Genomic DNA, 20,240 nt, shown 5'->3' with positions numbered 1-20,240 from the left:
AGTGAGTATTCGACCTCTTTTCGCTGCCCTGGCCGTTCTGGCTCTGGCGGGTTGTGCAGCCGATCCGGCGCCGAATGAACAGATACGCCTGACTGAACAGGCCCTGATACAAGCCAAGGCCGTGGGCGCCACCGCCGACGATGTGCCGGAAATGAAGCTGGCGGAAGACAAGTTCAGCCGTGCCCAGGGCGACATGACCGATCAGTCCTACAAGCACGCGCGGATGCGTGCAGAACAGGCCGAACTGGATGCGCGTCTTGCCGAAGCCAAAGTGCTGACCCTTAAAAGCGAGGAGCAGTTGAACGTGCTCAATACCCGCATCACCCGTCTGCGCAAGCAAGTGGGAGATGCCCAATGAGCCTCAAGTCCAATGCTATCGGCGGATTGATCCTCGCCGCGTGCGCCAGCCTGTATGGCTGCGCCGGCCAGCACAGCGAAGCCGCGTTGCAAGACGCGAGTGCCGACTTCCAGAAGGTCAAGGAAGACTCCAATGTGCTGCGTATCGCGCCGAAAGACGTGATCCGCGCCGGTGAGTCCCTGGCCCGGGCCGATCGCCTGTCCAGTTACTGGGGCAGCGGTTCGGATGTGGTGCATTACGCCTACTTGAGCCAGCGCTACAGTGAAATCGCCCGGGAACACACCACGCTGGTGCTTAACGAAGAGCGCGCGGCGAAGCTCGAGCTGGAGCGTCAGCGCCTGCAGCTGGCCCTGCGCGAATCCAAATTGCTCAGCGTGCAACAGCAGGGCAAGTGGCTTGAAGAGCAGATTGTCGCGCTGGCCACCACCCAGACCGACCGTGGTCTGGTGATGACCCTGGGCGATGTGCTGTTCGACACCGGCGAAGCGGAGTTGAAAAACTCGGCGAACCGCGTGGTGTTGAAGATCGTGCAGTTCCTGCAACTCAACCCCAAGCGTGTCGTACGCATCGAAGGTTATGCCGACAGTACCGGCGGCAAGCAGGAGAACCTCAAGCTGTCTCGTGATCGCGCGCAATCGGTGGCGAACGTGCTGATGGACCTGGGCATCGACGACAAACGTATCCAGGTCGAGGGTTACGGCGACGAATACCCGGTGGACGCGAACGCCTCCGAACGGGGCCGGGCGCAGAACCGTCGGGTGGAAATTGTGTTCTCTGACGAAAAAGGCCAGCTCGGCGCTGCCCGCTAACCCACGTACTTCGTAGGAGCCGGCTTGCTGGCGATAGCATCACTGCGGTTTACTTGAAACACCGCATTGATCCTATCGCCAGCAAGCTGGCTCCTACAGACCCGGGCTGTCTGACAGCGCCGGGTTTTTTTGTGTCTGCGAATTGCCTCGCAAACCAGTACAGATTTTGCTGACACTGCACTGTACCGTCGACTATTGTGGCAACTGTCCCCGTACACTTCTAAACTGTTCCGGTATTGTTTCACACAAGAATAAAATGCCCGTGAAATCGAGTGCTGCGTCATGACCAATCTCTTGCTCTACCAACGTATTGCTCAGCAACTGGCTGAGGACATCCGCCGGGGTGTCTATCAACCGGGGGAGCGCGTGCCTTCGGTGCGCAAGATGAGTTCGCAGCTCAACGTCAGCCATGCGACGGTGTTGCAGGCGTACGCCAACCTCGAAGATCAGGGGCTGATCCGCGCCCGTCCGCAGTCCGGTTACTACGTGCACCAGACGCCGGCCCTGACCGCGCCAACGCCGGACATCGCCCGGGTCGAACGTCCGGGGCTGGTTACCCGCAGCAGCATCATTCAACAAGTCCTGGTTGAGTCCCGTCGCGAGGGCGTGTTTCCCTTGGGCGCGGCGGTGCCGAGCGTCGATTACCTGCCAGTGCGCGCACTGCATCAGCAATTGGCCAAAGTCACCCGCTTCCACAGTCCGCGTGCCTTCAGCTACATGTTCAGCCCCGGTTTCGAGCCGTTGCGGCGACAAGTGGCGATTCGCATGCGCGACGCCGGCGTGGTGGTCGATCCGTCGGAAGTGGTGATCACCCACGGGTGTGTCGATGCCCTGCAGATGTCCCTGCGTGTGCTGACCCGCCCGGGCGATCTGATCGCCGCCGAGTCGCCGACCTATTACGGCTTGCTGCAGCTGGCTGACCTGTTGGGCCTGAAAGTCATCGAGATTCCGAGCGATCCGGCCACCGGCATGAGCCTGGAAGCGCTGCAACTGGCGGCGAACCAGTGGTCGATCAAGGCACTGGTGCTGACCACACGCCTGAGCAACCCGCTCGGCGGCACCATGCCCGAAGAGCGGCAGAAACAACTGCTGCGTCTGGCTTCGGATTTCGATATCCAGGTGGTCGAAGACGATATCTATGGCGAACTGATGTTCGAGCAGGGTCGCACCAAGTCACTCAAGGCCTATGACCGTCTGGATCGGGTGATCTATTGCTCGAGCTTCTCCAAAACCCTGTCGCCGGGCGTGAGGATCGGCTGGATGATCGCCGGCAAATACCAGCAGGAAATCCAGCGTTTGCAGACGTTCAGCACGCATTCCGCCTGCAGCGTCACGCAGATGGGCATCGCGGCGTACCTGGAAAACGGCGGTTACGACCGGCATCTGCGCTACATCCGTCAGGAATACCGCAAGAACCTAAGCGCCTTCCAGCTCGCGGTGCAGCAGTACTTCCCGGAAGGCACGCAGATGACCCGGCCGACCGGCGGATTCATCCTGTGGGTGAGCCTGCCAGGTCGGGTCAACACTCAGGAACTGCACGTGCGTGCACTGCAACAAGGCATCAGCATTGCGCCGGGGCTGATTTTCAGTAACACCGAGCAGTTCAATCACTGCATCCGGCTCAATTGCGGAACGCCGTGGAACCGTGAAGCCGAGCGGGCCTTGATGACCCTGGGCATGCTCGCCACGCAACTCTGCCAGGAGATGGCGGGCAGCATCTGACTGTCGGGCGGGTAATTCCCGCCCGAGCTTGTCTTGTCGCGTCCAACAAGCGAGCATATGGCCCTCTGCCGAAAGTGCCGTCAGCTCCGTTGGGTCCATGAAACCGATTTTTTCCGCCGTCTGGCTGTCGATCTGCCTGTTGATGACCTTTCAAGCGCAAAGCATCCTGGCGGCTACCGTTCAGGAAAAGCCTGCCGCGAGCACGGCCGCGAAAAAAACGGCAACGGTGAAGAAAGCCGAACCGGTCAAGAAAAACGTCGCGACCAAGAAAACTACACCGGCCAAAAAGAACGTGGCCCAGGTCAAGAAACGTCCACCGATCGCCTCCAAGTCCAAACCCGCCAGTGAAGTCGTAAAGACCCAGCTCCCCTCGGCCAACCTGGATTTGAGCCTGCCCGAGGACATGGCCGAAGAGTTGAAACCGGTCGGCACCGTCCCGTTGCCCCGGCACGATACCGTGTTGCCGCAGATGTTCGGCGACAAGACCGGCAGCTCGCCGTTTCAGCTCAATGGGCGGCTGATCAGCAACGAAATGAAGTTGCAACTGCGTAACGAAGAACGCCGTGAAGTGGATGGCGCTGCGCTGGAGTTCGAGTTCAAGCGCTGATTCCGTGCCATCTGTGTCCCGCCAGCCAGACGCTTTGTCGGAGACTGGTCAGTCACAGCCGTTTGCGCGTAAAAACCCGGCTTTGGGTAATTTAAAACAACTGTTTAAGCGGTTACTCTGTGCCCCGTCCTTTAATGCATCGCCCGTCGCGAGGAGCTCGTCGTCATGAAATGCCGTGAAGGCTGTGGCTCCTGTTGCATTGCCCCCTCCATCAGTTCACCGATTCCAGGCATGCCCAATGGCAAAGCCGCCGGAGAACGTTGCATACAACTTTCTGTCGAAAACCTGTGCAATATTTTCGGCCAACCGGAACGTCCGGCGGTGTGCTCGGCGTTCGAGGCCGACGTCGAGGTCTGCGGCAGCAGCAGTGACGAAGCGATCAGGTTGCTGGGCTGGTGGGAGCAAATGACGGCTGCGTGATGTGTACAACGAACGGAACTTCAACAATAAGGAAAAGATTATGGGTTCGCTGCATCGTATGGCTGTGCTCTGTGGTTTGACGGTGGTGCTGGCGACTTCCGCCGCACAGGCCGAAGAATGGAAAGTGGCCAAGAATGAAGACGGCATCAAGGTGTCCTTGAGCGAAGTGGCCGGTTCCGACTACAAGGCCTATCAGGGCGTTACCCTGATGAAAACCACCATGGCCAAGTTGCGTGCGCTTCAGGAAGACGTGGCAGGCGCCTGCACCTGGATTCACGAGTGCAAGATGCAGAAGTTGCTCAAGCACGAAGGCGATCAGAGCTGGACCTATACCCAGTTCAATACGCCATGGCCGGTGACTCCGCGTGATTCGGTGCTGCACATCACGACCACTGAAGGGGCCGATGGCAGCCTGACGCGCAAACTTGAAGGCGTGCCGAAGTACATTCCTGAAGAAAAAGGTTTTGTGCGGGTGGCGAAGGTTGATGGTTTCTGGAAGTTTGTGCCGAAGGGTGAGCAGATTGAAGTGACCTATCAGGTTCACACTGAGCCGGGTGGTAGTGTGCCTTCGATGATTGCCAACAAGTTTGTGGTTGATGCGCCGTTCAATACGTTGAAGGCGTTGAAAGAGCGCGCTGAGAAGTAAGTGTTTCGTTGCTTTAGTAAAACGCCCTGATTTGATCGGGGCGTTTTTTTTGGGTTGTTGGAGGGGGGCATATCCGTTGCTGCGGTAACGGCTTCGATTGGTTTCGCCCTTACGGCGAGTCACTTGGAAAAACGGAACGCCGCCCGGCCCTAAGTAACCAAGGGCTCTTGCCCCTTTCGTTCGGTGCCTCGCCATGGCTCGGCATACCCTCGCTCCGGTCCTGCTCCGTGGGCCCGCCGCCATCGGCCATCCACGCCGGGTTGCCCACTGCGCAGAACCTGCGCTCGGCCTCTCGAGGGGGCGGGCACCGCAAGATCAAAAGCGAAAGGCGAGCTAACGCTCGGCCTGATGAGTGGTGAGGATCAAAAGCGTACGCGCGCCCCCTGTAGGAGCCAGCTTGCTGGCGAAAAACGCCCAGACACCGCATTCATCCAGGCATCCCGCGTTATCGTTGACGTCCATCGCCAGCAAGCTGGCTCCTACAGTTTCGAACTGTGTGAACCCAATCATTTTGACCGTGTGAACCCAATCCTGTGTAGGAGCCGGCTTGCTGGCGATGGCGGTGGGTCAGTCGACACATTTATTGACTGAACGGACGCCATCGTCGGAACGCCGCCCGCAGCAAGCCGGCTCCTACAGGGGAACGGTGTACATATCCGGAGCGAGGGCATGCCGAGCCTTAGCGAGGCACCGAACGACAGGGGCAAGAGCCCTTGGTTACTTAGGGCCGGGCGGCGCTCCGTTTTTCCAAGTGACTCGCCGTAAGGGCGAAACCAATAGCCGCCGTTACCGAAAAAACGGATATGTCCCCAATTTAATAACCGTCAAATGTGTTTCCAAATGCACGTTCAACAATATTTTCACAATGTGTCCAAGACAATTCGCCCCCGCACCGACGGGTCAGCCAGTAATAAATGGCAATGCCGCGTTTGATCGTGCAACATTTGCGCACCGCGCAAACCCCGGGGCCGAGAGCTGGCCGACAGAGGGCAGGGCGCAGCTGTATTTTTGAAACTTCAACTTCCAATGGGTCCTAAAACGACATGGCAATCCCGGACGCCCTGAATCAGCAGCGAGCTTCTAGTCGCCTGCTGCAACCGACCGTCAAATCGCATCTGGCCTACACGCTGCTGTGTGCCCTGGTCATGATGGTCATGTTCAGCCTGCTGCGCCTGGCGCTGCTGGTATACAACCGCGAGATGATCCTCGACACCCCGGCCTCGACCTTCCTCGAAGCGTTCGCCAACGGCCTGCGCTTCGACCTGCGTCTGGTGGTCTACCTCAGCATTCCGTTGCTGCTGGCCCTGTTCAGCGCCCGGGCTATGGCCGCCCGCGGATTCTTCCGTTTCTGGTTGACCATCGCTTCGAGCATCGCGCTGTTCCTCGGCCTGATGGAGATGGACTTCTACCGCGAGTTCCACCAGCGTCTCAACGGCCTGGTCTTCCAGTATGTGAAGGAAGACCCGAAAACCGTGATGAGCATGCTCTGGTACGGCTTCCCGGTGGTTCGCTACCTGCTGGCCTGGGCCGTAGGCACGCTGATCCTGACCCTGGCCTTCAAGGGCGCCGACCGTGCGACCCGTCCTCGCGGTCCGTTCAGCGGTGGCAGCATCGGCACGCGCCAGATCGCCCCGTGGTACGCGCGCATCGTGGTCTTCGTGGTGTGCCTGCTGGTCTGCGTAGTTGCGGCTCGCGGCACCCTGCGTCAAGGTCCACCGCTGCGCTGGGGTGACGTCTACACCACCGACTCGAACTTTGCCAACCAGCTGGGCCTCAACGGCACCTTGTCGCTGATTGCCGCAGCGAAGAGCCGGATGTCCGAAGAGCGTGACAACATCTGGAAAGCCACCATCGAACAGCCAGTGGCTCAGCAGGTCGTGCGCGACATGTTGCTGACGCCCAGCGACAAGCTGGTCGATGCCGAGACGGCTGCTGTTCGCCGCAACTACACCCCGAATGCCGACAAGACCCTGCCGATCAAGAACGTCGTCGTGATCCTGATGGAAAGCTTCGCCGGTCATTCGGTGGGCGCGCTGGGTCGTCCGGGTAATATCACGCCAGCTTTCGACAAACTGTCGAAAGAAGGCCTGTTGTTCGACCGTTTCTTCTCCAACGGCACGCACACCCACCAGGGCATGTTCGCCACCATGGCCTGCTTCCCGAACCTGCCGGGTTTCGAATACCTGATGCAGACCCCGGAAGGCAGCCACAAACTGTCCGGCCTGCCGCAACTGCTCAGCGCCCGTGACTACGACGATGTGTATGTCTACAACGGCGATTTCGCCTGGGACAACCAGTCGGGCTTCTTCAGCAACCAGGGCATGACCAACTTCATCGGGCGTAACGATTTCGTTAATCCGGTGTTCTCCGATCCGACGTGGGGCGTGTCCGACCAGGACATGTTCAACCGTGGCCTGGAAGAGTTGAAGGCCCGCGACGGCAAGGACAAAAAACCGTTCTATGCCTTGTTGCAAACCTTGTCCAACCACACGCCTTATGCCTTGCCGACACCGTTGCCGGTAGACCGTGTGACCGACCGTGGCAGCCTCAACGAGCATTTGACCGCCATGCGCTACTCCGACTGGGCGCTGGGTCAGTTCTTCGAGAAAGCGCGCAAGGAACCGTACTTCAAGGAAACCCTGTTCGTCGTCGTCGGCGACCACGGTTTCGGCAACGAGCAACAGATCACCGAAATGGACCTGGGCCGTTTCAACGTTCCGATGCTGCTGATCGGGCCGGGCGTCCAGGACAAGTTCGGCCAGGTTGACCACACCGTGGGCACCCAGATCGACATCGTGCCGACCATCATGGGTCGCATCGGTGGCGACGTGATCCATCAATGCTGGGGTCGTGACTTGCTGAACCTGCCGGAAGGCGACAAGGGGTTTGGCGTGATCAAACCGTCGGGCAGCGATCAGACCGTGGCGTTGCTGACCGCCGACCGCGTGCTGGTGTTGCCGAAAGAGATGCCGCCAAAGCTGTATCAATACGAACTGGGCGCCAATCCGAAAGGTGAAGTAATCCCCGAGTCGGCTGATGAGGCGGCCCTCAAGCAGAAACTTGAGTCGTTCCTGCAAACGGCAACCAAAAGCCTGATCGACAACACCGCCGGTGTGGTTGACGGCAAGCCGGACTAAGTTCTGCGAGCAATAAAAAAGAGGCCCTTCAAGGGCCTCTTTTTTTTGCCTGTTACCGTCTTATATCTTGCCGAGTAACAGCAGGATCAACAGCACCACCAACACCACACCGATGATACCCGACGGGCCATAACCCCAACTTCTGGAGTGTGGGAAAACCGGCAGACCGCCTACCAGCAGGAGGATCAGGATAATGATTAGAATTGTGCCCATGTCTGTTTCCTTGTTGGAAGTGTTCTGGAATTACCTGGCATTTAACAATCAGCTGGAATGCAATAAACCCAAGCTGCTTACAAAGTCCGACTGTTGCGTTTGAAAGAAAATTCCATGTTTTTTTAATGTTTTTCGAAGGCACGCTTATTTCTTTTTAGAGCGGGTAAATGGGCGGTGTCACTTGCACGGTTTGCTCGGGCCATTCAGCAATCTGATGGAGCGTGGAATGGGCGGGGTCCTTCGCTACACTCGAGGCATCTTCCCCGGAACAACAAGGCTGTTTGCTATGCAAAATCGCATGATGATCACTGGCGCGGGCTCGGGCCTGGGTCGCGAAATCGCGCTGCGCTGGGCGCGTGAAGGCTGGCAGCTGGCCTTGTCGGACGTCAGCGAGCCGGGCCTGCAGGAAACCCTGAAGCTGGTTCGCGAAGCTGGCGGCGACGGTTTCATCCAGCGTTGCGATGTGCGCGACTACAGTCAGCTGACCGCGTTCGCCCAGGCCTGTGAAGTGAAGCTCGGTGGCATCGATATCATCGTCAACAACGCCGGCGTTGCCTCGGGCGGGTTCTTCAGCGAGCTGTCCCTAGAGGACTGGGACTGGCAGATTGCGATCAACCTGATGGGCGTGGTCAAGGGTTGCAAGGCGTTCCTGCCGCTGCTGGAAAAGAGCAAAGGCAAGATCATCAACATCGCGTCGATGGCCGCGCTGATGCAGGGCCCGGCCATGAGCAATTACAACGTGGCCAAGGCCGGCGTGGTGGCCTTGTCCGAAAGCCTGTTGATCGAGCTGGCTCAGCAGGAAATCGGCGTGCACGTGGTGTGCCCATCGTTCTTCCAGACCAACCTGCTGGATTCTTTCCGTGGCCCGACCCCGGCGATGAAGGCCCAGGTCGGCAAGTTGCTGGAAAGCTCGCCGATCACCGCGACCGACATTGCCGACTACATCTATCAGCACGTCGCCGCCGGCGAGTTCATGATTCTGCCCCACGAACAGGGCCGCATGGCCTGGGCGCTGAAGCAGAAGAACCCGCAACTGCTCTACAACGAAATGACCATCATGGCCGATAAAATGCGCGCCAAGGCCAAACAGTCCGCAGGCTGAACTTGCCCCCCGGCAACGTCGTCGTTAGGGTGACCGCCATCGGTCATCCTTGCGGGGCGTTCGCATGCTCAATTACCTGTGGTTCTTTCTCGCCGCGCTGTTTGAAATCGCCGGCTGTTTCGCCTTCTGGATGTGGCTGCGTCAGGGCAAAAGTGTCTGGTGGGTCGTGCCGGCGCTGCTCAGTCTGACGCTGTTCGCGCTGTTGCTGACCCGCGTCGAGGCGAGCTACGCCGGGCGCGCCTACGCCGCCTACGGGGGCATCTACATCATTGCGTCGATCGGCTGGCTGGCGGTGGTCGAGCGGATTCGTCCGTTGGGCTCGGACTGGATCGGCGTGGCGCTGTGCGTGATTGGCGCGAGCGTCATCCTGTTCGGCCCGCGTTTTTCCGCTTCCTGAGGCTATTTCAGGGTTTGTCGGACGTTTCCGAAAGAGGTGTTCGGCCAAGGTTGTAGGGCGAGACTGATTTGCTTTCATCGCATTGAACGCCAGCCATGCGCCGGGCATCTTCAGGGTTCGATAACCCTGAAGGACAATTGCCATGCTTGTACTCAGCCGCGTAGTGGGGGAAATGATTTCCATCGGTGACGACATTTCGGTGCGTATCGTGGCCATCAACGGCAACACTGTGCGCTTTGGTGTCGAAGCGCCGCAGAGCGTCAATGTGCACCGGGCCGAAGTCTACGAGCGCATCCAGGCCAAAGAGGCAAAAACCAAGGCGCGTTGAAGTGAAGGCGTCAGTCGAACAGGTGCTTGGGCACATCGTGCTTGAGCATCAACTGGCATTGTTCGCTTTCCGGGTCGAAAACGATCAGCGCCTGGCCTTTGGTCAACGCCTGCCGAACCCGTAATACACGGGTTTCCAGCGGCGTGTCATCGCCGTTGTCCGTGCCGTCGCGGGTCACGAAATCTTCGATCAGGCGGGTCAGGGTGTCGACTTCAAGTTGGTCGTGGGGAATCAGCATAGGCACCTCGGGTAAACAATGGCGCGATGCTACGGCGAATGGGCGGTTGCGGCTAGTCTGGACCTGATGCGTTGCCTGGGCTGACGCTTTCGCGAGCAGGCTCGCTCCCACAGAGGAACGCGATCCAATGTGGGAGCGAGCCTGCTCGCGATGGCGATCTACCCGGCAACCCAAAAAACCGGGCTAACTCTCGGACCGCTGCCCCACCAAACTGTCCACCGACGGTACCCGCGTGTCGCTTTCCATCTGCGTCTCATGTTCGATCTGATGACTGAACCGGTCCAGCGAACCCTTGGCCGGTTGCGCATCGCTGGCGAACACCGGTGGGCTGAGGATGTAGGCGCCGAGCAGGCGGCTGAGGGCGGCGAGGCTGTCGATGTGCGTGCGTTCGTAACCGTGGGTCGCGTCGCAGCCGAAGGCGAGCAGGGCAGTGCGGATGTCATGACCGGCGGTGACCGCCGAGTGCGCATCGCTGAAGTAATAGCGGAACAGGTCGCGCCGCACCGGCAACTCATTGTCGCTGGCCAGGCGCAGCAGGTGCCGCGACAGGTGATAGTCATACGGTCCGCCGGAATCCTGCATCGCCACGCTGACCGCATGTTCGCTGGAGTGCTGGCCGGGCGCGACCGGGGCGATGTCGATGCCGACGAATTCGCTGACGTCCCAAGGCAATGCCGCCGCCGCGCCACTGCCGGTTTCCTCGGTGATGGTGAACAGCGGATGGCAGTCGATCATCAGCTCTTCGCCGCTGTCGACAATCGCTTTGAGCGCCGCCAGCAGCGCCGCGACGCCGGCCTTGTCGTCGAGGTGGCGGGCGCTGATGTGGCCGCTCTCGGTGAACTCCGGCAACGGGTCGAATGCCACGAAGTCACCGACGCTGATCCCCAGGGAATCGCAGTCAGCGCGCGTCGCGCAATAGGCGTCGAGGCGCAGTTCGATGTGATCCCAACTGATCGGCATTTCATCCACGGCGGTGTTGAACGCATGCCCGGAGGCCATCAGCGGCAACACGCTGCCACGGATCACACCGTTGTCGGTAAACAGACTGACGCGACTGCCTTCGGCGAAACGGCTCGACCAGCAGCCGACGGGCGCCAGGGTCAGGCGGCCGTTGTCTTTCACGGCGCGGACGGCGGCACCAATGGTGTCGAGGTGGGCGGAGACGGCGCGATCGGGGCTGTTTTTCTTGCCCTTGAGCGTGGCGCGGATGGTGCCGCGACGAGTCATTTCGAACGGAATGCCGAGCTCTTCAAGGCGTTCGGCGACATAGCGCACGATGGTGTCGGTGAAGCCGGTCGGGCTCGGAATCGCGAGCATTTCCAGCAGGACTTTTTGCAGGTAGTTCAGGTCTGGTTCGGGGATTTTGCTGGTCATGGAAACTCCTGATGAGTTGAGCGCATCGATGGTTTCGATGAGGAAGATTTGCGGTGTCTGTGACACCGCTATCGCGAGCAGGCTCGCTCCCACAGGGGAGTGCGCTCAAATGTGGGAGCGAGCTTGCTCGCGATAGCGTCAGTTCATGCGATGCACATTTACGAGACCGCCGCCTGGCTATGCGGAAACAACAAATCCACAAACCGCTCCGCCGTCGGTTGCGGCTCGTGGTTGGCCAGCCCGGCGCGTTCATTGGCTTCGATGAACACGTACTCCGGCTGATCCGCCGCCGGCACCATCAGGTCGAGCCCGACCATTGGAATGTCCAAGGCCCGAGCCGCACGCACGGCAGCATCCACCAGGGTCGGATGCAGGATCGCCGTGACGTCTTCCAGAATGCCGCCGGTATGAAGATTCGCCGTGCGTCGTACGAACAGATGCTCGCCCGCCGGCAGAATGCTGCTGTAGCTGTAACCCGCCGCCTGCAAGGTGCGCTCGGTTTCGGCGTCCAGCGGGATCTTGCTTTCGCCGCTGGTGGCCGCCTGACGCCGCCGGCTCTGGGCTTCAATCAGCGCGCCAATGGCGTGCTGACCATCACCCACCACTTCCGCCGGCCGCCGAATGGCCGCCGCCACCACTTCGAAACCGATCACCACAATCCGCAGGTCTAGGCCCTCGTGGAAACTCTCCAGCAGCACGCGACTGTCAAATCGGCGGGCGGATTCGATGGCTTGTTGCACCTCATCGATGGTGCGCAAATCCACCGCCACCCCTTGGCCCTGTTCACCATCCAGCGGTTTCACCACCACCCGTTCGTGTTCGTCGAGAAACGCCAGGTTGTCATCGGCATTTCCCGCCAGCTGTTGCGCGGGCAGGTTCAGGCCGGCATTTTTCAGGACCTTGTGCGTCAGGCTTTTGTCCTGGCACAAGGTCATGCTGATGGCGCTGGTCAGGTCGCTCAATGACTCGCGGCAACGGACCCGCCGACTGCCATGAACCAGGGTGAACAGACCCGCCTCGGCGTCATCGACCTGTACGTCAATGCCGCGACGGTGGGCTTCCTCGACGATGATCCGCGCGTAGGGATTGAACTCGGCTTCCGGGCCGGGCCCGAGAAACAGCGGTTGATTGATGCCGTTCTTGCGCTTGATGGCGAAGGTCGACAGGTTGCGAAAACCGAGCTTGGCGTAAAGGTTTTTCGCCTGTCGATTGTCGTGCAGCACCGACAGGTCGAGGTAACTCAGCCCGCGGCTCATGAAGTGTTCGATCAGATGCCGCACCAGCACTTCGCCGACACCCGGCCGCGAGCAGTGCGGGTCGACGGCCAGGCACCACAGGCTGCTGCCGTTTTCCGGATCGTTGAACGCCTTGTGGTGGTTGAGGCCCATGACGCTGCCGATGATCGCGCCGCTGTCCTCGTCTTCGGCCAGCCAGTACACCGGCCCGCCGAGATGACGCGGAGTCAGCAGGCTGGCGTCGATCGGCAACATGCCGCGCGCCTGATACAGCTGATTGATCGCCTGCCAGTCCGCGTCGCTTTGCGCACGACGAATGCGGAAACCACGGAACACGCGGGTCGCCTGGCGGTAATCGCTGAACCACAACCGCAAGGTGTCAGACGGGTCGAGGAACAATTGCGTCGGTTCCAGCCCCAGTATTTGCTGGGGCGCGGCGACATACAGCGCGATGTCGCGTTCACCCGACTGTTCATTGAGCAGTTCCTGGGCGAGGCTCGCCGGATCGGGGAACGTGTGGCCGATCAGCAACCGGCCCCAGCCGCAATGCACGGCAATCGGCGCGGCGCCCAGTTCACTGCCGTCCTCGGCCAGTCGCGCCTGCAAGCGTTCGTAGGAGGGCGCCTGCCCGCGCAACAGGCGTTGGCTATACGCCGTGGCGTGAGGTTTCATCGATCAGATTCCTTGTTCGCTGAGCCACAGGTTCAGCGCCGCCAGTTGCCACAGCTTGGAGCCGCGCAACGGGGTCAACTGGCCTTGTGGATCGGTCAGCAGACGGTCGAGCATCGCCGGGTTGAACAGGCCGCGATCCTGGCTCGGATCCAGCAGCAGTTCGCGCACCCAGTTCAACGTGTCGCCTTGCAAATGCTTGAGGCCGGGCACCGGGAAGTACCCCTTTTTGCGGTCGATGACTTCACTCGGAATCACCAGCCGCGCCGCTTCTTTCAGCACTTGCTTGCCGCCGTCCGGCAGTTTGAATTTGCCCGGCACCCGGGCCGACAGTTCCACCAGGCGATAGTCGAGAAACGGCGTGCGCGCTTCCAGGCCCCAGGCCATGGTCATGTTGTCGACGCGTTTGACCGGATCGTCCACCAGCATCACCGTGCTGTCCAGGCGCAAGGCCTTGTCCACCGCGGCCTCGGCACCGGGCTGGGCGAAATGTTCTTTGACGAAGTCGCCGGCGGCGTCATTCGCCGTCAGCCATTTCGGCTGCACGGTGGCGGCGTAGTCTTCATAGCTGCGGTCGAAGAACGCCTCGCGGTAGGCCGCGTACGGATCTTCTGCGCCATCGACCTGCGGGTACCAGTGATAACCGGCGAACAGCTCGTCCGCGCCCTGGCCGCTTTGCACCACTTTGCAGTGCTTGGCGACTTCCCGGGACAGCAGGTAGAAAGCGATGCAGTCATGGCTGACCATTGGCTCGCTCATCGCACGGAACGCTGCCGGCAGTTGCTCGATGATTTCCTTTTCGTCGATGCGCAGTTGATGGTGCTGGGTGCCGTAATGCTTGGCGATCAGGTCCGAATACTGGAACTCGTCACCGCGCTCACCGCCGGCATCCTGGAAGCCGATGGAGAAGGTCGAGAGGTTTTCCACACCGACTTCACGCAGCAAGCCGACCAGCAGGCTCGAGTCGACACCGCCGGACAGCAGGACACCGACATCCACCGCCGCCCGTTGACGAATCGCCACGGCATCGCGGGTGCTGTCGAGCACGCGGTCGCGCCAATCTTCCAGGGTCAGATCCATCTCGTCGGCGTGTGGGCCGTAGGGCAGGGTCCACCAGGTTTTCTGCTCGGTGCGGCCGTCTGCTTCGATGCGCATCCAGGTCGCTGGCGGCAGTTTTTCGATACCGGCCAGCAAGGTGCGCGGCGCTGGGACCACGGCGTGAAAATTCAGGTAGTGATTGAGCGCCACCGGATCGAGGATCGGGTTGATGTCGCCACCCTTGAGCAACGCCGGCAAAGCGGATGCGAAGCGCAGGCGCTGGCCGGTGCGCGACAGGTACAGCGGCTTCACGCCGAGACGGTCGCGGGCGATGAACAGGCGCTTGGCGTCGCGCTCCCAGATGGCGAAGGCGAACATGCCGTTGAGTTTCGGCAGCAACGCTTCGCCCCAGGCGTGATAACCCTTGAGCAGCACCTCGGTGTCGCCGCCGGAGTAGAAGGCGTAGCCGAGGTTTTCCAGCTCGGTGCGCAATTCCGGAAAGTTATAGATCGCACCGTTGAAGGCCAGGGACAGGCCCAGCTGGTTGTCGACCATCGGCTGCGCCGAGCCGTCCGACAGGTCCATGATTTTCAGGCGACGATGGCCCAGGGCAATCGGTCCCTGGCTGTGAAAGCCCCACGCGTCAGGCCCGCGAGGTGCCAGGTGATGGGTGATTCGTTCAACGGCTGCAAGGTCCGCAGGTTGATGATCAAAGCGTAACTCGCCAGCTAATCCGCACATAAAGTCCTTACCGGTTTTTCCGTTGGGGAGGGTCAAGCCATACCCGGCCAAAACGCCGGGTACTCAGAAACTGACCCGTCTCGGTTGTGGGAGTTTTAGATCAATCAGTTATAAGCGGGGTTTGCTGGACGAATGGTGGCCAGAGCAGAAATGCACCTGGCCGTGGCGGTAATTAATGATGGAATGCATACAAGTAGCTGCTGGAATGCGCAGCAGTTCGACCCGGTATTCGAATTATTCATTGCCGGCCGGGCTTCATAAACTGGGTGCCTCTTAATGCAATAAGGATATTGCTCATGCTGGCCCCCAAAAATACAAATACTGCCAAGGCATTTACATCCGAGGACCGCCTGGCGGCATTGCTGGAGCACACGGGTGATCTGGACAAGGCCGAGGTGCTGCACAAGTCGATTCCAGACTGGTTGGCCGCTCCGGACCTGAGTGTGGTGCAGGCCCTGAACTCAGATTTTGCACAATCCGATCGCCTCTATGCCAAGGCCTCGGAAGTTGTCACAAGGCTCAAGTCAATGGATGTGTTCTGTCAGGAGGAATTGACGAGTTTGCTCAAGACCAAATGGAAGATTGAAGTCGATGTCGAGCACGACACCCTGGAAATCATCACAAAAGTGGCTTCGGGGACGGGGCTTTTACCGCTCGGCTACGACAGTCAAACCATCACCACTTCCCGTAGTCTGCTTCACGCCGCAATGGAAAACTTCACCGCCGACCAAGCCCGGCCTGGCGGCATTCCCGCCGACTCTGTGATCAAGATCAACGGGCAAACACCGTCAGACGATGGAATAACACCCACGAACTTCGCCACGCTCTGTCGCGAGCTGGACCTTGGCAAACGCTACCAGCGCCACATTTACGAAGTCTTGCCGGCTCTGACCACCCGTACGGGGGATGCTGTAGAGGGTGCTCGCGCGACCGCCGCCGACATCCTCCGGTTGAGGCGCCTGGATATGCAAGTCGCGGCGCACATGGCCTGCCTGAAAAAAGACATCAGCAGCACGGCTTACACAGCGTTGCTGAAGATCATCGAACAGGATGTTCCGGCGGCTCAAGTTCAAGACGCGGTGTTTGATGGTGGACCGCTGATCTGGCAAGGCGTGATGGTGAATGACATTTGCCTGGTCGGGGTGTTGGTGTTCAGCAAAGTTTCCATCGATACCGAGAGCAACGCCAAGTGTGTGGTTTACATGCCCAATGAACCCCGGCGACCTTTCTATGAATATGCCTCGCTGGACGAGTTCAAGGACTATCTTGCACTGCACCTGCAAAGCAAAAGTTACAGAAAGCGCTTCATCGATTTGTTCCTGTTTGGCAATGACAAGACCGATTTTTTTAGCGGTTTCGACAAGGACAAGGTGGTGAGCACGATTTCCGCGCTGCCTGCCGATGTCCCTGTGGGCTATTTTCTCTACAGCGCATTCGTCAGCAAAATCCAGAAGGATGCGAAGATACTCGTCGTACCCACCGCAGACGTCGATGAGCAGCAGCGGGAAAAAACCATTCAGCTATTGCTCAATGAAGGGCTTCTGCTGTTGAACGCAGCCGCTTTTTTCGTACCGGTAATCGGTCAGCTGATGCTGGTGACGGCGGCCGTCGACATCGTCAGCGAGGTGTATGAAGGCGTAGTTGACTGGACGCACGACGAGCGAAAAAAGGCGTTGTCCCATTTGCTCCACGTGGTGGAAAACGTCGCGCAACTGGCGGCATTTGCAGCCGGTGGAAAAATAGTTTCGAGCGTTGGTAAAAGCCTGAAGGAACAGGTGGCGTTTTACGATGGACTGGAGGCTGTCACTCGTGCAGATGGCAAAGCCAGGTTATGGAAACCCGATCTCGAACCCTACAAGCAGGCCTCGACAGTGCCAGCGGACGTTCAAGCGAATTCGCAAGGGCTCTACCGGCATGCCGGGCTGACGTCGATCGTCATGGATGGCGCCTCTTATCGTGTCACCCAAAACGCCAAGGGGGCGGCGTGGACGATTAATCATCCCACCCGATCGGAGGCATTCCAGCCGGCGGTCGAACGAAACGTGGAAGGTGGCTGGCGGCATGCCTATGAGCACGCGCACGAGTGGCGTGACGGTGGCTACGCACTGGAACGAACGAGTCCGCGCCTGAGCGATCTGGGCATCGACCTCGAACCTTTTGCGCAAATCACCGATGTGTCCACCGACACCTTGCACCATCTGCATGAAAGCAAACTCGCGTTGCCGGAGCGGTTGAACGATTGTGTCGAGCGCGTGAAGCTCGATCGCTCCATCAGCAACATGGTCGCCGCCATGGAGCGGGGCGAGACCGAGAATACTGATTTCATTCAGGAACAACTGCACACACTTCCACGGTTGCCCGGCTGGCCGGAGGAACGCTTCATTGAAGTGCGCGACGAAAAAGACCTCGTGGTGTCGCGTTTCCCCGAGACCGCCCCGCACAACGATGACATCAACAGCGTGCATGTCAGTGAATCGGAACTGGCTTCGGGTGAACTGCTCGATACCGTCATCAGTGGTCTCTACCCGAAAGAAGTCGAGGCCATGATCGGCACCACGATCACGATCAAGGAGTCGAAATCGCAGCTGTTGGCCAACAGGATCGGGGCCAGTATCAAGGGCAATCGCGAGCCACTGCGTGAGTGGCTGTATAAAAAATACGATGGCACTTCCACCGGTGACGTTGCGACTTTGCATGAGCAGGCTCCAGATCTGCCCACCCGCGTGTGTCAGGAATTGCTGGACAATGCCTCTGCCAGGGATCGCAGTTTTCTGCGTGACCGCAAGATCCTCGGCAATGATCTCTTCCGCCAAGTTCGTGAGGCGCAGGCTGCTATCAGGCAGGACCGCGCGGTGACGGGATTGAATTTTCCGCAACTGGCCAATGCCGATACCGACAAACTCACGCTCGGGCTGATGGATCGGGTGCAAGGTTGGGATGAGGCTTATCGACTTGAAATTCGGCAGGGATCCGCCAGTGGCGCGTTGCTGGACAGCGTGGGCGATGCGGATGCGCTGACGCCTGGGGTCATCGTCAAGACCGCTTCGGGTTATCAGGTCGCCCAAAGCAATGGCAATGTGTCTTCCACACTGACGAGCGATACGTTGCCTCAAGCGATACTCGATGCATTGCCCGCCACCCGGCGCACGGCCATGGGGTTGACGGGGGACGATACGCTGGACGCCGCAGCGTTACGATCACAGTTGTCGAAAGCTGCCTCTGGCGATCCGGCGCGTACCGGGCGGGTGTTACGAGGGGAACGCAGTGAAATACCGAAATACCTTACTGCCTGCGCCCAGGCGGATTCTCCCGCCGCGAATTCCTATTCCAGGGGCCTGGTTCACCGGGTTCGAAAGCTCTATCCGTTGTTCACTGATGCCCAGGTCTCGTCGTTTCTCGACGAAGCCGGCACCACCCCGATATTGCGGGTGAACCGGATCAGGGAGCTGGAGAAGCAACTGAAAGAGTTTCTCAAGGTGCTGCGAATCTGGCGCGACGATGAGGTGCAGATGAAGAAGCTGCCGGGGCCTCTCAGCGATGTTCGCGTTAATCGTCGGCAAGTGGCCAATACCATTGAAAGCTGCTGGCGTCGGGTCCCGCATCCGCGATGGGAGCGGAACAAGCCTTTTGACACGCTCAGGCTTGACCGTAACCCCGCAGGTCCGTTGCCGACACTGACCGAGCAGGATGTCGCGCATGTTCGTACGCTCTCGATCAAGGACATGCAGGCCGGCGATGAACTGGCGTATTTCCTCAAACCGTTCACAAAGCTGGTCACTCTGGAACTGGACCGCAATCAGCTCACAAGGTTGCCCGAGGTGGTGTCGCTCATGCCCAACCTTGAGAACCTTCACTTGAACGGCAACAAGATACAGCTGACCGAATACACATTGCGCAAGCTCGCCGCGATGCGCAATCTGCGCAAGTTGGGACTCGGCGGCAATCGCTTGGGGGCCACCGTCGATGTGAGCAAAATGCTCGATCTCCAGGAGCTGAACCTGAGCGATACCCACACCACGGAACTTCCCACAGGCCTTGCTCGTTTGCCGAATCTGACCATGGTGGACCTCAGGCACAATCAGATTCAGGAGTTACCGGACTGGCTATTCCAGATGCCACGGCCGTTCACCCGCGCAATCGATCTGGCCGGGAACACGGTGTCTGTGGCGAGCCGTGCGAAGCTCAAAACTTACAGTGACACTACGGGCATCGGAATGGGGCTGCTGAAAATCGACGCCACGGCGCTCACTGAGCAAAGGGCTCGAGACCTGTGGATGCCGAACCCTGCGGAAGAAAACTATGCCAGTTGTAATCGCACGTGGCTGGCGTTGAAAAACGAACCCGGTTCCAGTGGTCTTTTTCAATTGCTGGCAGACGTCGGGGGGGCGAAGGACACCCGCTTCGAGCATGAGGACATGACCCGGCGAGTCTGGAATGTGATTGAGGCGACTCAGACAGATGCGTCGTTGCGCGATCAACTGCTGGCACGGGCGGAGAGAGCCAATTGCGATGATGCCGCGGCAACGATCTTCAGTAATCTTGAGGTTGTTGTGGACATGGATACAGTGGTTCGGCAATCCGCCAATGCCCATGAGAAGGCCGCTTTGCTGTTGCGTCTTGGCGAACGTTCATTCCGTCTGGATTATCTGGGCAGGATCGCCAGGGAAAAAGCCGAGGCAAACAAATCGCTTGATCCGGTGGAAATTGAGCTGGCCTATCGCATCCAGCTGGCGGAGCAGCTCAAACTGGTCGGGCAACCCAAGACCATGCACCATGCAAGTCTTGGCAAAGTCACACCAAGCGACTTGACTGACGCCACGGACAGAATCACCAACGCAGAGCATTCTTCCGAACTGCCGATTTACATCAGTGGCCGCACGTACTGGACAGATTTTTTGCGTCAGCATTGTGGTCGCAAGTTTGCTGCGTTTGCGGCCCCTTTTCAGGAGCGGATAAACGCGGCCGACGAGCGTAACGAACAGCGGAAGAAAGCGCTCGCTGAACGCAAGAAGGCGGAGGCTGAGGGCAATAATGAAGACGACAACACAGCCATCGAAACCGAGGAGTCGCTTGCAAAGAAATATACGGCAGAAACTGACGCAATCGACGTCGAGTTCAAGATCGCCGAGGCAGATTTTTTGACTGATCTGACCCGGACGTTCCTGGATGCTGATGCGGCCAAGACTTGCTTCCCGTTCGATTGAAC

The 20,240-nt window shown here is 59.3% G+C and carries 17 protein-coding genes; 11 read left to right on the top strand and 6 right to left on the bottom strand.

What is annotated here, in order from left to right; genetic code table 11:
* Position 1: 1 nt before the first annotated feature.
* From ACF6ZU_RS04520 to ACF6ZU_RS04495, 6 genes are all read left to right on the top strand, one after another.
* The gene (locus ACF6ZU_RS04520; RefSeq protein ID WP_392890709.1) at positions 2–358 is read left to right on the top strand and encodes a DUF4398 domain-containing protein; all 357 of its coding nucleotides are present in this window, start codon (positions 2–4) and stop codon (positions 356–358) included.
* The gene (locus ACF6ZU_RS04515) at positions 355–1,167 is read left to right on the top strand and encodes an OmpA family protein (protein ID WP_392890708.1); all 813 of its coding nucleotides are present in this window, start codon (positions 355–357) and stop codon (positions 1,165–1,167) included. The genes ACF6ZU_RS04520 and ACF6ZU_RS04515 overlap by 4 nt, the downstream gene beginning before the upstream one ends.
* 282 nt (positions 1,168–1,449) lie before the next feature.
* Positions 1,450–2,889: a PLP-dependent aminotransferase family protein gene (locus ACF6ZU_RS04510; protein ID WP_392890707.1), complete on the top strand. Its 1,440-nt coding sequence runs from the start codon at positions 1,450–1,452 to the stop codon at positions 2,887–2,889.
* Between the two features lie 97 nt (positions 2,890–2,986).
* Positions 2,987–3,496, top strand: a complete 510-nt coding sequence (locus tag ACF6ZU_RS04505) for a translation initiation factor 2 (protein WP_392890706.1) — start codon at positions 2,987–2,989, stop codon at positions 3,494–3,496.
* Between the two features lie 165 nt (positions 3,497–3,661).
* Positions 3,662–3,916 (top strand): YkgJ family cysteine cluster protein, encoded by a 255-nt coding sequence (locus tag ACF6ZU_RS04500; RefSeq protein WP_392890705.1) that lies wholly within the window; start codon positions 3,662–3,664, stop codon positions 3,914–3,916.
* A 40-nt stretch (positions 3,917–3,956) separates the two neighbouring features.
* Entirely contained in the window at positions 3,957–4,562 is a 606-nt protein-coding gene (locus tag ACF6ZU_RS04495) for an START domain-containing protein (protein ID WP_392890704.1), read from the top strand.
* Between the two features lie 333 nt (positions 4,563–4,895).
* Here ACF6ZU_RS04495 and ACF6ZU_RS04490 read toward each other — a convergent pair whose 3' ends face one another.
* Positions 4,896–5,024, bottom strand: coding sequence for a hypothetical protein (locus tag ACF6ZU_RS04490; protein ID WP_392890703.1), 129 nt, complete (start codon positions 5,022–5,024; stop codon positions 4,896–4,898).
* Between the two features lie 581 nt (positions 5,025–5,605).
* On the opposite strand from ACF6ZU_RS04490, the gene ACF6ZU_RS04485 reads away from it, so the two are divergent.
* Positions 5,606–7,699, top strand: a complete 2,094-nt coding sequence (locus ACF6ZU_RS04485) for an LTA synthase family protein (RefSeq protein ID WP_392890702.1) — start codon at positions 5,606–5,608, stop codon at positions 7,697–7,699.
* A 60-nt stretch (positions 7,700–7,759) separates the two neighbouring features.
* On the opposite strand, the gene ACF6ZU_RS04480 is transcribed toward ACF6ZU_RS04485, so the two are convergent.
* On the bottom strand, positions 7,760–7,912 hold the full coding sequence (locus tag ACF6ZU_RS04480) for a DUF3309 family protein (RefSeq protein WP_008034551.1): 153 nt from the start codon (positions 7,910–7,912) through the stop codon (positions 7,760–7,762).
* Positions 7,913–8,198: 286 nt separating this feature from the next.
* Between ACF6ZU_RS04480 and ACF6ZU_RS04475 the strand changes: the two genes are divergently transcribed.
* The 3 genes from ACF6ZU_RS04475 to csrA all read left to right on the top strand — a co-directional run bounded on the left by ACF6ZU_RS04475 (position 8,199) and on the right by csrA (position 9,739).
* Positions 8,199–9,014 carry an SDR family oxidoreductase gene (locus ACF6ZU_RS04475; RefSeq protein ID WP_392890701.1) on the top strand — a complete coding sequence of 272 codons (816 nt, stop codon included), beginning with the start codon at positions 8,199–8,201 and terminating at the stop codon, positions 9,012–9,014.
* A gap of 64 nt (positions 9,015–9,078) precedes the next feature.
* On the top strand, positions 9,079–9,411 hold the full coding sequence (locus ACF6ZU_RS04470; protein WP_392890700.1) for a YnfA family protein: 333 nt from the start codon (positions 9,079–9,081) through the stop codon (positions 9,409–9,411).
* A 142-nt stretch (positions 9,412–9,553) separates the two neighbouring features.
* Positions 9,554–9,739: a carbon storage regulator CsrA gene (gene csrA, locus ACF6ZU_RS04465; protein ID WP_392890699.1), complete on the top strand. Its 186-nt coding sequence runs from the start codon at positions 9,554–9,556 to the stop codon at positions 9,737–9,739.
* A 10-nt stretch (positions 9,740–9,749) separates the two neighbouring features.
* Here csrA and ACF6ZU_RS04460 read toward each other — a convergent pair whose 3' ends face one another.
* The 4 genes from ACF6ZU_RS04460 to ACF6ZU_RS04445 form a co-directional block, all read right to left on the bottom strand.
* Complete coding sequence (locus tag ACF6ZU_RS04460; protein WP_003199186.1) at positions 9,750–9,977, bottom strand: YheU family protein; 228 nt, start codon at positions 9,975–9,977, stop codon at positions 9,750–9,752.
* A gap of 183 nt (positions 9,978–10,160) precedes the next feature.
* Positions 10,161–11,351 (bottom strand): osmoprotectant NAGGN system M42 family peptidase, encoded by a 1,191-nt coding sequence (locus ACF6ZU_RS04455; protein WP_392890698.1) that lies wholly within the window; start codon positions 11,349–11,351, stop codon positions 10,161–10,163.
* Positions 11,352–11,509: 158 nt separating this feature from the next.
* The gene (ngg, locus tag ACF6ZU_RS04450; protein WP_392890697.1) at positions 11,510–13,258 is read right to left on the bottom strand and encodes an N-acetylglutaminylglutamine synthetase; all 1,749 of its coding nucleotides are present in this window, start codon (positions 13,256–13,258) and stop codon (positions 11,510–11,512) included.
* Positions 13,259–13,261: 3 nt separating this feature from the next.
* The gene (locus ACF6ZU_RS04445) at positions 13,262–15,034 is read right to left on the bottom strand and encodes an N-acetylglutaminylglutamine amidotransferase (RefSeq protein ID WP_392890696.1); all 1,773 of its coding nucleotides are present in this window, start codon (positions 15,032–15,034) and stop codon (positions 13,262–13,264) included.
* 296 nt (positions 15,035–15,330) lie between these two features.
* Between ACF6ZU_RS04445 and ACF6ZU_RS04440 the strand changes: the two genes are divergently transcribed.
* Positions 15,331–20,238 carry an NEL-type E3 ubiquitin ligase domain-containing protein gene (locus tag ACF6ZU_RS04440; protein ID WP_392890695.1) on the top strand — a complete coding sequence of 1,636 codons (4,908 nt, stop codon included), beginning with the start codon at positions 15,331–15,333 and terminating at the stop codon, positions 20,236–20,238.
* Positions 20,239–20,240: the final 2 nt, after the last annotated feature.

This window comes from Pseudomonas migulae (assembly GCF_043225285.1).
Taxonomy (GTDB): domain Bacteria; phylum Pseudomonadota; class Gammaproteobacteria; order Pseudomonadales; family Pseudomonadaceae; genus Aquipseudomonas; species Aquipseudomonas migulae_C.
Note: the sequence above shows the minus strand (reverse complement) of the source record. Positions and strands in the feature narration are given on the sequence as shown.

What these genes read in the sequence shown, in the direction of transcription:
- ngg (WP_392890697.1), bottom strand. Translation starts at nt 13,258, where the DNA reads ATGAAACCTCACGCCACGGCGTATAGCCAACGCCTGTTGCGCGGGCAG.
- ACF6ZU_RS04480 (WP_008034551.1), bottom strand. Translation starts at nt 7,912, where the DNA reads ATGGGCACAATTCTAATCATTATCCTGATCCTCCTGCTGGTAGGCGGT.
- ACF6ZU_RS04470 (WP_392890700.1), top strand. Translation starts at nt 9,079, where the DNA reads ATGCTCAATTACCTGTGGTTCTTTCTCGCCGCGCTGTTTGAAATCGCC.
- ACF6ZU_RS04460 (WP_003199186.1), bottom strand. Translation starts at nt 9,977, where the DNA reads ATGCTGATTCCCCACGACCAACTTGAAGTCGACACCCTGACCCGCCTG.
- ACF6ZU_RS04505 (WP_392890706.1), top strand. Translation starts at nt 2,987, where the DNA reads ATGAAACCGATTTTTTCCGCCGTCTGGCTGTCGATCTGCCTGTTGATG.
- csrA (WP_392890699.1), top strand. Translation starts at nt 9,554, where the DNA reads ATGCTTGTACTCAGCCGCGTAGTGGGGGAAATGATTTCCATCGGTGAC.
- ACF6ZU_RS04515 (WP_392890708.1), top strand. Translation starts at nt 355, where the DNA reads ATGAGCCTCAAGTCCAATGCTATCGGCGGATTGATCCTCGCCGCGTGC.
- ACF6ZU_RS04510 (WP_392890707.1), top strand. Translation starts at nt 1,450, where the DNA reads ATGACCAATCTCTTGCTCTACCAACGTATTGCTCAGCAACTGGCTGAG.
- ACF6ZU_RS04500 (WP_392890705.1), top strand. Translation starts at nt 3,662, where the DNA reads ATGAAATGCCGTGAAGGCTGTGGCTCCTGTTGCATTGCCCCCTCCATC.
- ACF6ZU_RS04440 (WP_392890695.1), top strand. Translation starts at nt 15,331, where the DNA reads ATGCTGGCCCCCAAAAATACAAATACTGCCAAGGCATTTACATCCGAG.
- ACF6ZU_RS04475 (WP_392890701.1), top strand. Translation starts at nt 8,199, where the DNA reads ATGCAAAATCGCATGATGATCACTGGCGCGGGCTCGGGCCTGGGTCGC.
- ACF6ZU_RS04445 (WP_392890696.1), bottom strand. Translation starts at nt 15,034, where the DNA reads ATGTGCGGATTAGCTGGCGAGTTACGCTTTGATCATCAACCTGCGGAC.
- ACF6ZU_RS04495 (WP_392890704.1), top strand. Translation starts at nt 3,957, where the DNA reads ATGGGTTCGCTGCATCGTATGGCTGTGCTCTGTGGTTTGACGGTGGTG.
- ACF6ZU_RS04455 (WP_392890698.1), bottom strand. Translation starts at nt 11,351, where the DNA reads ATGACCAGCAAAATCCCCGAACCAGACCTGAACTACCTGCAAAAAGTC.
- ACF6ZU_RS04490 (WP_392890703.1), bottom strand. Translation starts at nt 5,024, where the DNA reads ATGGACGTCAACGATAACGCGGGATGCCTGGATGAATGCGGTGTCTGG.
- ACF6ZU_RS04485 (WP_392890702.1), top strand. Translation starts at nt 5,606, where the DNA reads ATGGCAATCCCGGACGCCCTGAATCAGCAGCGAGCTTCTAGTCGCCTG.